This is a genomic window from Salinimicrobium sp. WS361 (assembly GCF_050750585.1).
GTDB lineage: Bacteria > Bacteroidota > Bacteroidia > Flavobacteriales > Flavobacteriaceae > Salinimicrobium.
The window spans coordinates 146596-160365 of sequence record NZ_JBOJLM010000008.1; the positions used below are offsets into that span (position 1 = coordinate 146596).

The 13770-nt window shown below is 42.4% G+C and carries 13 protein-coding genes; 9 read left to right on the top strand and 4 right to left on the bottom strand.

The window, feature by feature from the left end:
• Positions 1-4 precede the first annotated feature (4 nt).
• From ACQ93I_RS10325 to ribB, 3 genes are read left to right on the top strand one after another with little or no spacing between them, the layout of a single operon-like run.
• Positions 5-649 carry a LolA family protein gene (locus ACQ93I_RS10325; protein ID WP_431698446.1) on the top strand — a complete coding sequence of 215 codons (645 nt, stop codon included), beginning with the start codon at positions 5-7 and terminating at the stop codon, positions 647-649.
• A 4-nt stretch (positions 650-653) separates the two neighbouring features.
• On the top strand, positions 654-2105 hold the full coding sequence (locus ACQ93I_RS10330; RefSeq protein ID WP_431698447.1) for an LptF/LptG family permease: 1452 nt from the start codon (positions 654-656) through the stop codon (positions 2103-2105).
• 30 nt (positions 2106-2135) lie between these two features.
• On the top strand, positions 2136-3272 hold the full coding sequence (gene ribB / locus ACQ93I_RS10335) for a 3,4-dihydroxy-2-butanone-4-phosphate synthase (protein WP_431698448.1): 1137 nt from the start codon (positions 2136-2138) through the stop codon (positions 3270-3272).
• Here ribB and ACQ93I_RS10340 read toward each other — a convergent pair.
• Entirely contained in the window at positions 3269-3898 is a 630-nt protein-coding gene (locus ACQ93I_RS10340) for an NAD(P)H-dependent oxidoreductase (RefSeq protein ID WP_431698449.1), read from the bottom strand. The two genes, ribB and ACQ93I_RS10340, sit on opposite strands and share 4 nt — an antisense overlap.
• Before the next feature lie 449 nt (positions 3899-4347).
• On the opposite strand from ACQ93I_RS10340, the gene ACQ93I_RS10345 reads away from it, so the two are divergent.
• Entirely contained in the window at positions 4348-5415 is a 1068-nt protein-coding gene (locus tag ACQ93I_RS10345) for a helix-turn-helix domain-containing protein (RefSeq protein ID WP_431698450.1), read from the top strand.
• Here the strand turns inward: ACQ93I_RS10345 and ligD are convergent.
• Together ligD and ACQ93I_RS10355 are read right to left on the bottom strand one after the other, a co-directional pair.
• The gene (ligD, locus tag ACQ93I_RS10350) at positions 5412-7835 is read right to left on the bottom strand and encodes a DNA ligase D (RefSeq protein ID WP_431698451.1); all 2424 of its coding nucleotides are present in this window, start codon (positions 7833-7835) and stop codon (positions 5412-5414) included. The genes ACQ93I_RS10345 and ligD overlap by 4 nt on opposite strands.
• Entirely contained in the window at positions 7835-8614 is a 780-nt protein-coding gene (locus tag ACQ93I_RS10355; protein ID WP_431698452.1) for a Ku protein, read from the bottom strand. Before ACQ93I_RS10355 ends, ligD begins: the two co-directional genes overlap by 1 nt.
• A 231-nt stretch (positions 8615-8845) precedes the next feature.
• Here ACQ93I_RS10355 and ACQ93I_RS10360 point away from each other — a divergent pair, with 231 nt between their 5' ends.
• From ACQ93I_RS10360 to ACQ93I_RS10370, 3 genes are read left to right on the top strand one after another with little or no spacing between them, the layout of a single operon-like run.
• The gene (locus tag ACQ93I_RS10360; RefSeq protein WP_431698453.1) at positions 8846-9703 is read left to right on the top strand and encodes an SDR family NAD(P)-dependent oxidoreductase; all 858 of its coding nucleotides are present in this window, start codon (positions 8846-8848) and stop codon (positions 9701-9703) included.
• 3 nt (positions 9704-9706) lie between these two features.
• Positions 9707-10366: a flavodoxin family protein gene (locus tag ACQ93I_RS10365; RefSeq protein WP_431698454.1), complete on the top strand. Its 660-nt coding sequence runs from the start codon at positions 9707-9709 to the stop codon at positions 10364-10366.
• Positions 10367-10399: 33 nt separating this feature from the next.
• Positions 10400-10756, top strand: a complete 357-nt coding sequence (locus ACQ93I_RS10370; RefSeq protein ID WP_266069018.1) for a phage holin family protein — start codon at positions 10400-10402, stop codon at positions 10754-10756.
• Positions 10757-10984: 228 nt separating this feature from the next.
• Here the strand turns inward: ACQ93I_RS10370 and ACQ93I_RS10375 are convergent, their stop codons facing one another.
• Positions 10985-12067, bottom strand: coding sequence for an NADH:flavin oxidoreductase/NADH oxidase (locus ACQ93I_RS10375; RefSeq protein ID WP_431698455.1), 1083 nt, complete (start codon positions 12065-12067; stop codon positions 10985-10987).
• Positions 12068-12254: 187 nt separating this feature from the next.
• Between ACQ93I_RS10375 and xseA the strand changes: the two genes are divergently transcribed.
• Both xseA and xseB read left to right on the top strand, forming a co-directional pair.
• Entirely contained in the window at positions 12255-13505 is a 1251-nt protein-coding gene (gene xseA / locus ACQ93I_RS10380; RefSeq protein ID WP_431698456.1) for an exodeoxyribonuclease VII large subunit, read from the top strand.
• Positions 13505-13705 carry an exodeoxyribonuclease VII small subunit gene (gene xseB, locus ACQ93I_RS10385; protein ID WP_345598903.1) on the top strand — a complete coding sequence of 67 codons (201 nt, stop codon included), beginning with the start codon at positions 13505-13507 and terminating at the stop codon, positions 13703-13705. The genes xseA and xseB overlap by 1 nt, the downstream gene beginning before the upstream one ends.
• Positions 13706-13770 lie beyond the last annotated feature (65 nt).

Consider the following 13770-nt stretch of genomic DNA (forward strand, 5'->3'; position numbering starts at 1 on the left):
GAAAATGAAAAAAATAATTTTAGTAGTAGCGGCAATAATGACTTTTATGGCAGGAAATGCCCAATCGTCTAAAGAAGCCAAACAATTGCTTAGCGAAGTTTCCTCGAAGGTGGAATCTTATGACAACATTGTTATTGAGTTCAAATACGGCCTTGAAAATACTGCCGAGAATGTAAAGCACGAAACCCGTGGCGATGTAAGCCTTGAAGGTGAAAAATACCTGCTCAACATTATGGGCACCACCCGACTTTTTGACGGGGCAAAATTGTACACCATCATCCCCGAAGATGAAGAAATCAACATTTCCTCTCATAATCCGGAGGAGGACCAGGATATTAGTCCGTCTAAAATGCTGACCTTTTACAACAACGGGTACAAAACAGAAATGGGTCCGGTACAGGATCTCAAGGGACGTAAAATTCAGTATGTGAAGCTTACACCTATAGATTCCAACGCCGAGATTAAAGAAATTCACCTTGGTATTGATAAACAAACAAAGCACATCTATAATATGATCCAAACGCAGGACAATGGCACCAAGATCACTATTACAGTAAACAGTTTCAAGACCAATCAACCCCTGCCCCAGTCACTGTTCCATTTCAAGGAAAGCAGGTATAAAGATTATTATATTAACCGGTTAGACTAAGTAATTGAAAATACTAGACAGGTACATACTTACCAGCTACCTAAGAACGTTCTTTTCGGTCTTTGTGATACTCATGTTCATATTTGTATTACAAACCATCTGGCTGTACATTGGGGAGCTGGCAGGTAAAGATCTTGATGCAGAGATCATCTTTAAATTCCTGTTATACTTCAGTCCGAAGCTGGTACCGCTGGTACTGCCGCTTACCATTCTGCTTACTTCCATCATGACCTTTGGGAATTTTGCCGAAAATTATGAATTCGCAGCAATGAAATCGGCAGGGATATCATTACAGCGGGCAATGCGGCCACTTACTTTTTTTATCTTACTGGTAAGTATTACCGCCTTTTTCTTTTCCAATAACGTCATCCCGGCTGCCGAGTATAAATCTATTAACCTGAGAAGGAACATCGCCCAGTTAAAGCCTGCAATGGCTATTTCTGAAGGAGTATTTAACGACCTGGGCCAGATCAATATTAAAGTTGAAGAAAAATCGGGAGAACGGGGTCAGTATCTTAAGGATGTCATCATTCACAAAAAGAACGAGCGCCGCCCCGGAAATTACACCGTAATCAAAGCTACGGAAGGAGAACTGGTAGGAAGCACAGGCTCGAATGTTTTAAGTTTGATCCTGAAGGATGGTAACTATTATGATGAGATCATTCCCGATTCTCCGCGCGACAGGCAGAAAAAGCCGTTTGCAAAAAGTTATTTCCAAGAGTACGTGATCAACATGGACCTTTCAGGGTTTAACGACATAGATCTTGACGAGGAGAACTACAGCAACTCCCATAACATGCTCAAGATCTCCGAACTCACCCGAACTATAGATTCTTTCTCTACTTCCTATAACGAGGATTTGGCTTCCTTTTCAAGAAATATGTACAGCCGCACCGGGGTCGAAAATCTCAAGAGAGAAACCACTGCCACCGAAGATACAGTCATTGAACCAGAAAAAGGTATTCTACCACTCTATGAAACCCATCAGGCCTCACAGATCGTTAACCTCGCGCTGGGCAATGTCAATGGTGCATTGGTTACAGTGGTTGGTAAGCGTACAGAACTATCACAGGCTTCAAAACGTCTTAATAAATTTGAAATTGCTCTACACGAGAAGTATGTACTAGGCTTTGCCTGTATAGTTCTTTTCTTCGTAGGTGCTCCACTGGGAGCCATAATTAGAAAAGGAGGAATGGGATTACCCATGGTGATAGCCGTGCTGTTGTTCCTTTCCTATCACTTTATTGGGATCTTTGCCAAGAACAGTGCCGAGGAAGGGCAGGTTAGTCCATTCCTGGGAACCTGGCTTTCTACCCTTATTATGCTCCCTTTAGGAATATTTCTCACCTATAGAGCAACTACAGATCAGGGATTATTCAGCTTTAGCATTCTCTTTGAGCCTATTAAAAAGTTGCTGAAAAGAACGCACATTATGGGTCGTTCCCAAAAGGATTAATATCTTTACCGGCAATAATACTGCACATCTATGATTACTGAAACTTCCTTTCAACTACATACCATTAAAGAAGCTATTGATGACATTAGAGCCGGTAAGGTGATCATTGTTGTTGACGATGAAGATCGTGAAAATGAAGGAGATTTTCTGGCTGCTGCTTCCAAAGTAACCCCCGAAATGATCAACTTTATGGCTACTCATGGTCGGGGTCTCATTTGCGCCCCTATTACCGAAAAGCGTTGTAAAGAGCTGCAACTTGAAATGATGGTTGGCAACAGCACAGATCCTATGGAAACTGCTTTTACTATTTCTGTAGATCTTAAGGGGAAAGGAGTAACCACAGGAATTTCGGCATCAGACAGAGCAGAGACTGTAAAAGCCCTTATTGATCCTGACACCAAACCTTTCGACCTTAGCCGTCCCGGACATATTTTTCCGCTTAAAGCTAAAGAAGGAGGCGTGTTAAGGAGAACAGGCCATACCGAAGCTGCTATTGATTTTGCAAGGCTGGCAGGCTTTCCTCCTGCCGGGGTAATTGTAGAGATCATGAATGAAGACGGTTCTATGGCACGGCTGCCGCAGCTCCTGGAGGTAGCCAAAAAATTCGATCTTAAGGTAGTTTCTATTGAAGATCTTGTAGCTTATAGGATGCAGCACGATTCTCTTATTACCAAAAAGGAAGATTTTGATATCAACACCCGCTTTGGAACATTTAGGTTAAGAGCCTACCAACAAACTACAAATAAGCAGGTGCATATTGCACTTACCAAAGGCGCATGGAAATCTTCAGATCCGGTGCTGGTACGCATGAATTCAACGCTCGTCAATAATGACATTTTAGGCACCCTTACAAACGATGCCGATAAGAAGCTCGATTACATGTTCAAGGCAATAAACGAGGAAGGAAAAGGAGCCATAGTCTTTATTAACCAGGAAAGCCAGTCTCTCAATTTACTGAAAAGACTTGGCGAACTTAAAGACCTTCAGAAAACTGGAGAAATGAAAGCGCCCCCGCTTGTAATGGATTCAAAAGACTTCGGAATTGGTGCCCAGATCCTTCACGACCTCGAAATCCACAAACTTCGTCTCTTATCTAATACAAAACAGACAAAACGCGTGGGAATGATAGGATACGGACTCGAAATTATCGAGTACGTAAAATATTAAATTTCAATAACAGTGTCTTCCAGTGGTCTTCTCACTTTTTTAAGGGAGGCGAAAAGATCATCTTCGGCGCGGTAACCCACAGGTAAAGCAAGTACTGCTTCAAGGCCGTATTTTTCTAGCTCAAGGATCTTGTTGTATTCATGGGGTTCAAAACCTTCCATGGGGCAGGAATCGATTTTTTCTACTGCACAAACCGTGAGCAAAGTTCCCAGCACAAGATAAGCCTGGTGAGTGGCCCATACTTTGACTTCGCTAATGGGCTTTTGTTCAAAATCTCCTACTAACGACTCTTTAAAGGGATGCAGTATCTCGTCAGGAGTTTTTCGCACATCCTGAACCGTCTTAAAGTAGTTTTCAATAAAAGCCTTGTTCACCGTACGCTCAATGCAGATAACCAGCACATGAGAGGCTGTGTTTACCTGTTGTTGATTGTACGAGGCTTTCATCAGCTTCTCCTGTACATCCTTATTTTGCACCATCACCAATCTAAGAGGCTGGAGCCCGTAAGAGGTAGCAGTCAGGTTAAAAGCATTTTTGAGTATTTCTATCTTCCCGGCCGAAAGGAGTTTTTCAGGATCAAATTTCTTTGCTGCGTAACGCCACTTTAGTGCATCTACACTTTCCATATCTTAAATTTTCACAAAGATACATTCCTCAAACAGAGGCTGCAAATGAAGAGTGTGGTAAGAAAAAAGGGAAAGATGTTTTAGAATCAGTCGCGTTTCCGCTCTCTTTTGTCACGGTATAAGTTGTAAACCTTTCGAATCAAGAAAGCACTGACCAATAAAACTCCCAGAATTTCGAGTCCCAATATCAAATAAAATAACCCCATATAGTAATGTTTTGTGGAGTCTTGTTGAATCCAAAAAACCAAATGTACCTTAAAGCATTGTTAAAGGTTACCGTTATTAGCACAACGTATACAACTTATAACACAACTTTAAATACACTATTTTATAAAATCAGGTATTTTTAAGATAAATCCTTTACATTTTTTTACGGATTACCTTATCCAAAGAGGATTTATGAGAGTAAATTAAAAATAAACTAAAGACCAAAAGAAAAAAACCACTAGATGGAAATTTTTGTAAAAGCTCTTCCTGTTGAAGAGATTATTGAAAGCTTATCCAAACAATTTAGAACTCCACTTAAAAAAGATGCGGGAGAACTCACCATAGAACTCCCTGAAAAGCTCGGGCAGGGCTTCATTAGAGGAACCAGCTTTGATTCGGGCGTAGGAATCATTGAATACAATGTTACCTTTTATAAGGATATGGAGATCCATTTTACTATAAACCAAACACACCCTTTAAAATTCATATTTTGTTCTGAAGGTAGGGTAAATCACGCCTTTGAGGAAAACGAAGACATTCATACCATAGATACCTACCAAAATGTGATCGTTTCCAGTAGCGGGTACAACGGCCATGTGCTTTATTTTAAAGCCAATGAGACCTCGCATGTTTTTAGCCTGGAGATCATTCGGGCCGATTTCAGTAAAAGAAAGAACTTTGGGTACAAAGATATCGGGCCACGCCTGGAGCAGCTGTTTAAAGATGACGTAGCCAAGGAGCTTTTCTTCTACCAGGGTAATTACAGCATTCAAGCTGCCGATATTGTAGAAGACATCGCTAAAAAAGATCATACCGGCTTTTTGCGTTTCATATACTTAGAAGGTAAAGCTTATGAGATGCTTACCAAACAAATAAGCCAGTTCATAGATGATCAGCAAAGCGACAATAAATCCACCATGCTTAGAAGAAGTGATGTGGAAAAAGTAAAAAGAGCCGTAGACGTCATTAATCAGGATCTCAATAAAAATTATTCTGTTGATGAGCTGGCCAAAGAAGTAGGAACCAATGTAAATAAATTACAGGAAGGTTTCAGGTACATGTTCAACCTCACCGTGAATAAATATGTACAACAGGTAAAGCTCGAAGCTGCAAAAGAAATGCTTAGTCAATCAGATCAAAACATATCTCAAATTGTTGGTCAGATTGGGCTCAACAACCGAAGCTATTTTTCAAAGATCTTCAAAGAGAAATACGGTGTAAGCCCCAAGTACTTTCTCAATAACAAGTTCAACGAGAGCGAACATAGTACCGAAAATGAGGAAGACGACGATGAGCACGGGAAAAATTAGCCCGAAAGTGCATCAATGGCCTTTTCTATATCAATCCCTTTTTCAAGTACAGCTTTAAAGAGATCAGGCTTTTCCTGAATCCTGGCCGGCATGGTTTTTATAGTAAAATCTTTCATGTCAAGGCCAGGTTGCACTTCATGCCACTCAAGTGGCGCCGAAACCGTCGCTCCCGGTTTGGGACGGACACAATATGGGGCAGCAAGGGTCTGCCCTTTTCTGTTCTGAAGAAAATCCAGGTAGATCTTATCTTTCCGCTTTTTTACATTGCGTTCCATTGAGGTGAGATCGGGAAGTTTCTCCTGAATAAAATAGCACAAAATTTTCGTAAAATCCCGAGCTTCGTCATAAGTATATTTCGCGCCCAGCGGAATATAAATATGGATTCCGCTGGAGCCTGAAGTTTTAGGGTAACCCACTATTTTAGCTTTGTCCAGCACTACTTTTGCAGCCTGCGCCACCTCTATCACCTCTTCAAAAGTGTTCTTTTCTGAAGGATCTATATCAATTACCGTGAAATCTGGGTGAAGCAGATTCTGAACCCTTGAGTTCCACGGATTGATCTCAATACATCCCAAATTAGCCATATAAATGAGACTGGCTTCATTCTGGCACATAATGTACTCCAATTCCCGGTTGTTGTGCTTTGAAAATACCTTGGTAGATTCCAGCCAGTACGGGAAAATACCCGCTGTATCTTTCTGGTAGAAACCCTCTTCCAGGATGCCGTTGGGATGCCGGTGTAGATTCTGCGGCCTGTCCTTCAAAAATGGCAAAATCGCATCACTTATTTGCAGGTAATATTCTATGAGATCGTATTTTCTCAATCCCAACTTTGGCCAGTAAACCTTGTCGAGATTGCTAATGGGCACAGATATTCCTCCAATCTCTAGCGTATTCTCTTCCTTTTTTGCTGCGGGCTTGTGCTTAGGAACCCGGGCAGTTTTTTCCTTTGTTATCTCCTTCGGAAGTTTATCCATCCGCAGGCCTTTAAAAGAAGGATGCCGCATATTTCCGCTACGGGTCCATTCAGAAAAAGTGACTTCACAGATCAATTCCGGAGTAAGCCAGGTGGGCTTTCGTCCTTTTAATGAAGGCTTCTTCTTAAAAGGCGTGGCCCTGGTCACCATCTTCTGGAATTTATCGTAAAGTTCCTTTTTATCATCCTCACTAAAACCCGTGCCGCAGTTGCCAATATAAACTAGCTCTTCCCCTTTATTCATGCCCAGGATCAGAGATCCAAACGGTCCTCCTTTATCTGAATCTGTGTACCCGCAGATCAATGCTTCCTGGCTTTCAAAAGCTTTTATCTTGAGCCATTTATCACTCCTGGAACCGGGAAGGTACTGGGAATCGGCTTTTTTGGCAATCACGCCTTCCATTCCCATTTCCACTGCCTGCTCAAAAAAGGCCTTTCCAATGCTCTCTACATGATCACAGTAATATACCTGCGGAATATCTTCTATCACCTCCTGAATTAAACTTTTTCTTTCGGAAAGAGGCAGGTGCATAATATTGTGCCCGTTTAGGTACAACAGGTCAAAAACGTAATATCTCAGCTCTCCTGAAGGTGCTTTCTGGTAATTCTGAAGTTTTTGAAAAACAGGTTTTCCGCTCTCATCAAGCGCTACTACTTCCCCATCAAGCACCGCATCATGCGGAATATTCTTTAGGTGCTCATAAATTTCCCGGAACTTGGCTTTAAAAGAAATTCCATTCCTGGAGTACAGGTCTACCTTCCCTTTTTGAATATTGGCCAAAGCGCGATATCCATCCCACTTTAATTCAAAAATCCAGTTGGCCTTATTAAAGATCTCCTTTGCTTTTGTGGCGAGCATGGGCTTGATCAATTCATTTACTTCAAGCTGTTTTACCTTTTCTTTACTGGCGTGTTCGCTAAGGTTTTCGGCGTCATAACTTAAATCTGTAGAAAAATCATCAGCCTTCTTGATAAGCAACCATTGATTGTCTTTTTCACCACCTCGTCGGGTATGCACCAGTGCAAAAGTTCCTTTTATTTTGGTGCCAAAAAAGGTGATTTTAAGATCCCCTTTTTTCAGCATTTTAAGCAGGTCTTCTTCCCCTCCGCCACCAGATGCCTCATAAGAACCTTCATCCCAAATACTCATCTCCCCTGCTCCATAATTTCCCTTGGGAATTGTTCCTTTAAAAGTGAGGTATTTTATAGGGTGGTCTTCGGTCATGATTGCCAGCCGCTTATCGGCAGGGTTCATAGATGGACCTTTGGGTACGGCCCAGCTCTTTAGTACGCCTTCCATCTCCAGGCGCAGGTCGTAATGCAGGCGGGTTGCCCTGTGCCGCTGAATCACGAACCTAAACTTCCCTCCATTCTTTTCATAAGCAGCATCGGGTTCGGGAGTTTTTTGAAAATCTCTTTTTTTGATGTACTCGTCAAGTGCCATTAGGAAGCTTTAGTTTTTTTCTTCTTTTTATCAAGACTTGCCTTTAACTGCGCCATAAGATCTGTTGCAGGAGTGGCTTTTGACTCAAATTTTTCGGTTTTGGTTTTCTTACCGCCAGTCTTCGCCTTAATGATCTTTAAGAGTTGATCGTTATAGACATCTTTATACTTTTCAAAATCGAATTCTTCAGTATATTGTTCAATGAGCGATTTGGCCATATCAATTTCCTTTTTGGAAACTTTGGTATCGGGAAGTTTTAGCTCGGTAGGGTCGCGTATCTCATCAGCAAACCTAATCACATGCAGCACGAGAGCATCTTTATATACCCCAACAAGGCTAAGGTTCTCTTTGGCACGCATTACAAAGGTGGCCACGCCCAGCTTTCCTGTATCCTTTAAAGCAGCTTTTAAAAGATTATATGATTTCTCCCCATCCTTTTGAGGCTCCAGGAAATACGGCTTTTTAAAGAGCACATCGGCCACATCCTTTTCTTCAATGAATTCTTCAATGTCTATGGTGCGGGATTTCTTCATATTGGCCTTGTCAAAATCCTCTTTCTCCAGCACAATATAAGAATCGTCTTCCAGGTAGCCCTTTACAATATCCTTCCACTCCACTTCTTCACCCGTCACTTCATTCACTCGTTTGTATCGTATCCTGGCGTGGTCATTCTTATCGAGCATGTCGAGATCGAGCTTTCTTTCTTCACTGCCCGAGTACATTTTAATAGGGATAGTCACTAAACCAAAACTTATTGAGCCGTTCCAGATTGACCTCATAATTTGAAGAGTTTTAATTGATATACTACAAGATACCCGATTTTCTATTTATACCCGAAGTATTAGCATTGTCTTAACGAGCACACCCCTCTATAGCCTGCAAGGCGTTAAGATTTGAGAAAAAAACAGCTAAAGCTTTCTTAATCATTTTGTTGCAGCATCAAAAAGAAACTAACTTAGAAAATCACGGTTTGCCAACTTACAGCAGGCCGTAAAACAAAAAAATTGAAAATGAATAGACTGGAAAAGAAAGTAGCGATTATAACCGGTGGAGCCACGGGAATTGGGGAAGCCATTTCTAAGAAATTTGCAGCCGAAGGAGCCGAAGTTCTTGTAGTGGGAATGCCGCAAGATCCGGTAAAAGAAGTGATTGATGACATCAAGGAATCTAAAGGAAAAGCCATAGGTTATTCTGCCGATATTTCTTCGGAAGAAAACGCCAAAGATGCTGTAGAAACTGCCGTAAAACACTTCGGCCGTATCGACATACTCATCAATAATGCAGGTGTTTATCCTGAAGTAAATACAATAGACCAATATTCTCCTGAAGCCTTTGACAACCTTCTGAAGAACAACCTGAGAACGGCATTTTTAATGACCAAATATGCCATCCCACATTTACAGAAGTCGCAGGGCTGCATTGTTTCAGCAGGATCGGAAGCAGGGAAAATTGGTATCCCCAGTGTCACGCCCTACGGTGGCACAAAAGGATTTATGCACGCCTTTATGAAAGGAGTCGCAGCCGAACAGGCAAAGAACGGAATTAGGGCAAACTGTGTTGCTCCCGGCCCTATCGATACCGCGTGGACGCACAAAGAAACTAGTGATATCACCAAAAAAATAGAAAAACAAATGATGAGCGCCACACCCCTTGGCCGCCGTGGCACACCCGAAGAAATTGCCAATGTGTACCTCTTCCTGGCATCCGATGAAGCTTCTTACGTCACCGGCGCCGTTTACTCTGCCGATGGAGGGATCACTATTGGAAAAGGCCCGGTTGGAGATGAAGTGCCCTCTAAACTGAAGAAAGAACCTAAAGGAAATCTAAAACTAAAGCACCAAATGGACGGTGCAACAAACATGCGATAAATTATGTCTCTAAAAGCAATATTTTTAAACTGTACCCTCAAAAAATCACCCGAAACCTCCAACACTTCTGCCTTTATCAAACAGGCCGAAAAGATCTTCACCGATCTTGAGGTTGAAACCGAAGAAATAAGGGTCATAGACCACAATATAAAATTCGGAAATACTTCTGATGAAGGGGAAGGCGATGACTGGCCAAAAATCCTGAAAAAGATCAAAGAGAGCGACATCATGATCCTCGCTACTCCAATCTGGCGGGGCGACCGCAGTGCTGTGGCTAAATTGGTAGCCGAAAGATTTGATGGTATTTGGAGCGAAGCCGATGAAGAGACGGGACAGTACCCTACCTTCAACAAAGTTGGCGGAGTAATGGTTGACGGTAATGAAGATGGTGCCAAAAAAGCCATTTCCAGCATTTGTTTCGACCTTTCTGAACACGGCTTTACAATTCCTGTAAACGCCTTTAGCTACTACGTAGGCAAGGCAGGCCCGGGTCCGGCTTATATCGAGGCCAAAGGCGACCGGCATTTTTTCACCAACCGCAACCTCTATCACATGGTTCACAACCTGGTGCACGTGGCAAAAGTGCTTAAAGAAAAACCTTACAAAACCAACGTGAACGAATTAAAAAAGCAAGCTGAAAAAGTAAGCGACACCGATAAATAAATAATCACAAACCCATTCGTAAAAACAACCAATATGTTAAGCTGGCTAATACATATCATCATTGACGCCGCTGTGCTCCTAATCGCAGCAAAAATGTTTCCTAAAGTAGAACTCAAAGGCTGGAAAACTGCCCTTGTAGTCGCACTGCTTATTGGGGTTCTAAGCTTTTTCTTAAGCTGGATTCTTACTGCTGTGCTCAATATCGCCACTTTAGGAATCTTCTATTTCCTCGGATTAGGATTTATTACCAGGATCATCGCCTATGCGATCATCATTGAACTGGCCGATAAACTGAGTACAGGCTTCAAAACCCACGGTTTCATGCCTTCCTTATGGCTGGCAATAATTATAGCTGTAGTGGGCTCTCTTGTAGACTGGATCATTCTATAAATTGAGGTCTCAAAAATGACAAATCCCGCCGAATTTTTTGGCCGGATTTTTTGTTTGTGGTTTTGTGGTTATTTGTTTGTGGTTTTATTTGGCCACGAATTCACGAATTGTTTATTTGGGGTTGATATTATCCCCGGGTTGAAACCCTGGGCTAGAAATCTACCGCCCCTACGGAGTTATTAAGTATGATTTTTGGAATTTAGTGCCTGGAATTTAGTACTTAAAAATTTATTCCCTTTTCGCTCTAAGGTACTGGTTTGGCCAGGGAGTCTCAGCTTTTAATGCGGCAGCGGCTTCCAGCGGGAAGTAAGGATTCCGCAGCAATTCCCTGCCCAGCAGTATAATATCAGCCTGTTCCTGCTGCAGCACCTCTTCTGCTTCCTGAGGCGTGGTGATCAGACCTACTGCAGCCGCCATGATCCCTGATTCTTTCTTTATTTTTTCTGAAAATGGTACCTGGTATTTCTTTGCTACCGGAATGCTCACCCCGGGCACAAGTCCGCCCGAAGAACAATCTATCACATCAACTCCTTCTTCTTTAAGCCGTTTTGCAAGTTCCACCGATTCCTCTTCATTCCAGCCTCCTGCAGCCCAATCGGTAGCAGAAATCCTCACGAATAGCGGGAGATCTTCTGGCCAGCTTTCTTTCACGGCCCGCGTAACTTCCAGCAAGAGCCTTATCCGGTTTTCAAAAGATCCGCCGTAGTTATCGGTTCTATGGTTGCTTAACGGAGACAGAAATTGGTGCAGCAAATATCCATGGGCAGCATGAATTTCGAGCACTTTAAAGCCTGCCAAAAATGCCCTTTTTGAAGCCTCTTTAAAATCGGAGATCACCTTCTCGATTCCTTCGGAATTCAATGCTTCCGGCTCTGGGTTATCATCATAAAAAGGAATTTCTGAGGGAGCTACCGGTTGCCAGCCACCCTCATTTTCGGAAAGAAACTTCCCGCCCTGCCAGGGACTGCTGGTAGAAGCTTTTCTCCCGGCATGAGCCAGCTGTATGCCCGGAACACTTCCCTGGCTCTCCAAAAATGCCGTTATTTCCTTCAGTTTTTCTACGTGTTCATCCTGCCAAATCCCCAGGTCATCGGGCGTGATACGGGCTTCGGGAGAAACCGCGGTAGCTTCAGATATTACAAGCCCTGCCCCGCCGCTTGCACGGGTTCCCAGGTGTACAAGGTGCCAGTTATTGGCAAAACCGTCTTTGCTACTATACATGCACATGGGAGAAACCCCAATTCGGTTTTTAAATGTTATAGATTTTATTTTGAGTGGCTCAAAGAGCCGGGGAGATTTACTGTTGTTCATATAAAGGGTATTTTCCATCAAAAGTAGCAAAAACACTACCGTCGGGTTAGCTGCTCTTATAGTAAATTAAGATCTATAGATCAGCCAAATTGATACGCTTCAGCAAAAGCTCCTCAAAAATGCCATTTTTGAGACAATAGTTTTTAAGATAGATATTTTGCAATATCTTAGCTTGTAAGATTAAGCTATGCCTGCCAAACAAGTTTTCCCGCTGTCCAAGCTTACCGAAGCTATTGAGAATGTGATAAACAGTCATTGCAGCAAGGTGGTATGGGTAAAAGCCGAAATTGTAAAACTGAATCATTACCCACACACCGGTCACTGCTACCCCGATCTCGTCGAGAAAAAGGACGGAAAGATCATCGCCGAACTCAGAGGTAATATCTGGAAATCTAACTTTGATCTTATCAATAACAAATTCAGAAATGTTTTAAATGAAGATCTTCGCGATGATATGACGGTTGTAGTGCAGGCAACGGTCACCTTCCATTCGGTTTACGGACTGGCGCTGAACATTCTCGACATAGACCCCGAATACACTTTGGGAGAACTGGCCAAACAACGTGCAGAGGCTATAAAAAAACTCATTGCCGAAGACATTTTTGACGCCAATAAACAACAGCTGCTCCCACAACTTCCCAAGACCATTGCAATAATTTCGGTGAATAGCAGTAAAGGCTATCAGGATTTTATCAATGTAATTGAGAACAACCCCTGGGGCTATCAATTTCAGTATAAACTTTTTCCTGCCATTTTACAGGGAGAAAGGGCTGTGACCACCATTAGTGCGCAGTTGGAGAAAATAAAGCATCATAAAAAGGTGTTTGACGCCGTGGCTATTATTCGGGGAGGCGGCGGCGAAATAGGTCTTAGCTGTTACGATAATTACCACCTGGCAAAGAAAATTGCCCAGTTCCCGATCCCAGTATTAACCGGCATTGGACATTCCACCAACGAGACCGTTAGTGAACTTGTGAGCTACAGGAGCTTTATTACGCCCACAAAAATAGCTGAATTCCTTCTTCAGGAGTTCCATAATTTCTCCCAGCCCCTCAGGGAAAATATTCAGAAAATAACCGCCGGTGCAAACCTGCTTTTTGAGAGGCAGGAAACCCAGCTCTCGCGGGTATCCAGCTCCTTCGGTTTCTTAGCTAACAGGATAGTAGACCGGGAGAAAAACAGGCTCGCCTCCTTCAGGCAGACGATTACTTCAGAAAGTAAAGCGGTCATAAAATATGAAGCTGCCAATTTAAAGAATATCGCTACTTCAATAGAACTGCTGTCTCCAAAGAACATCATGAAAAGAGGTTTCAGCATAACCCGGAAAAACGGAAAGATCGTTACCAACTCGGCTACTTTAGCACCGGGAGATCTTGTAGAAACCGAATTCTTTGAAGGAAAAGCTTCCGCAGAAATAAAAAATACCGAAAGTAAATAATGGGAACAAAGATCACATACACCGAAGCTTTTACCGAATTACAGGAGATTGTAGGGGAAATGGAAAATGCCGAAATTGGCATTGATGAACTGGACGCAAAAGTAAAGCGTGCTTCTGCACTTCTTAAAATTTGCAGGGAAAAACTCTATAAAACCGAACAAAATGTGCTCGAAACACTCAAAGCCATAGACCCGCAATAAACTGATAAGTATTGCTACGCTGCATTTTTAAATTTTTATTTGTAATTTGCCACTTGCTTTAGAAA

Bases quoted from the DNA above. Each gene is read 5' to 3' on its own strand.
- ACQ93I_RS10325 (WP_431698446.1), top strand. From the start codon at position 5: ATGAAAAAAATAATTTTAGTAGTAGCGGCAATAATGACTTTTATGGCA.
- ribB (WP_431698448.1), top strand. From the start codon at position 2,136: ATGATTACTGAAACTTCCTTTCAACTACATACCATTAAAGAAGCTATT.
- ACQ93I_RS10340 (WP_431698449.1), bottom strand. From the start codon at position 3,898: ATGGAAAGTGTAGATGCACTAAAGTGGCGTTACGCAGCAAAGAAATTT.
- ACQ93I_RS10345 (WP_431698450.1), top strand. From the start codon at position 4,348: ATGGAAATTTTTGTAAAAGCTCTTCCTGTTGAAGAGATTATTGAAAGC.
- ligD (WP_431698451.1), bottom strand. From the start codon at position 7,835: ATGGCACTTGACGAGTACATCAAAAAAAGAGATTTTCAAAAAACTCCC.
- ACQ93I_RS10355 (WP_431698452.1), bottom strand. From the start codon at position 8,614: ATGAGGTCAATCTGGAACGGCTCAATAAGTTTTGGTTTAGTGACTATC.
- ACQ93I_RS10360 (WP_431698453.1), top strand. From the start codon at position 8,846: ATGAATAGACTGGAAAAGAAAGTAGCGATTATAACCGGTGGAGCCACG.
- ACQ93I_RS10365 (WP_431698454.1), top strand. From the start codon at position 9,707: ATGTCTCTAAAAGCAATATTTTTAAACTGTACCCTCAAAAAATCACCC.
- ACQ93I_RS10370 (WP_266069018.1), top strand. From the start codon at position 10,400: ATGTTAAGCTGGCTAATACATATCATCATTGACGCCGCTGTGCTCCTA.
- ACQ93I_RS10375 (WP_431698455.1), bottom strand. From the start codon at position 12,067: ATGAACAACAGTAAATCTCCCCGGCTCTTTGAGCCACTCAAAATAAAA.
- xseA (WP_431698456.1), top strand. From the start codon at position 12,255: ATGCCTGCCAAACAAGTTTTCCCGCTGTCCAAGCTTACCGAAGCTATT.
- xseB (WP_345598903.1), top strand. From the start codon at position 13,505: ATGGGAACAAAGATCACATACACCGAAGCTTTTACCGAATTACAGGAG.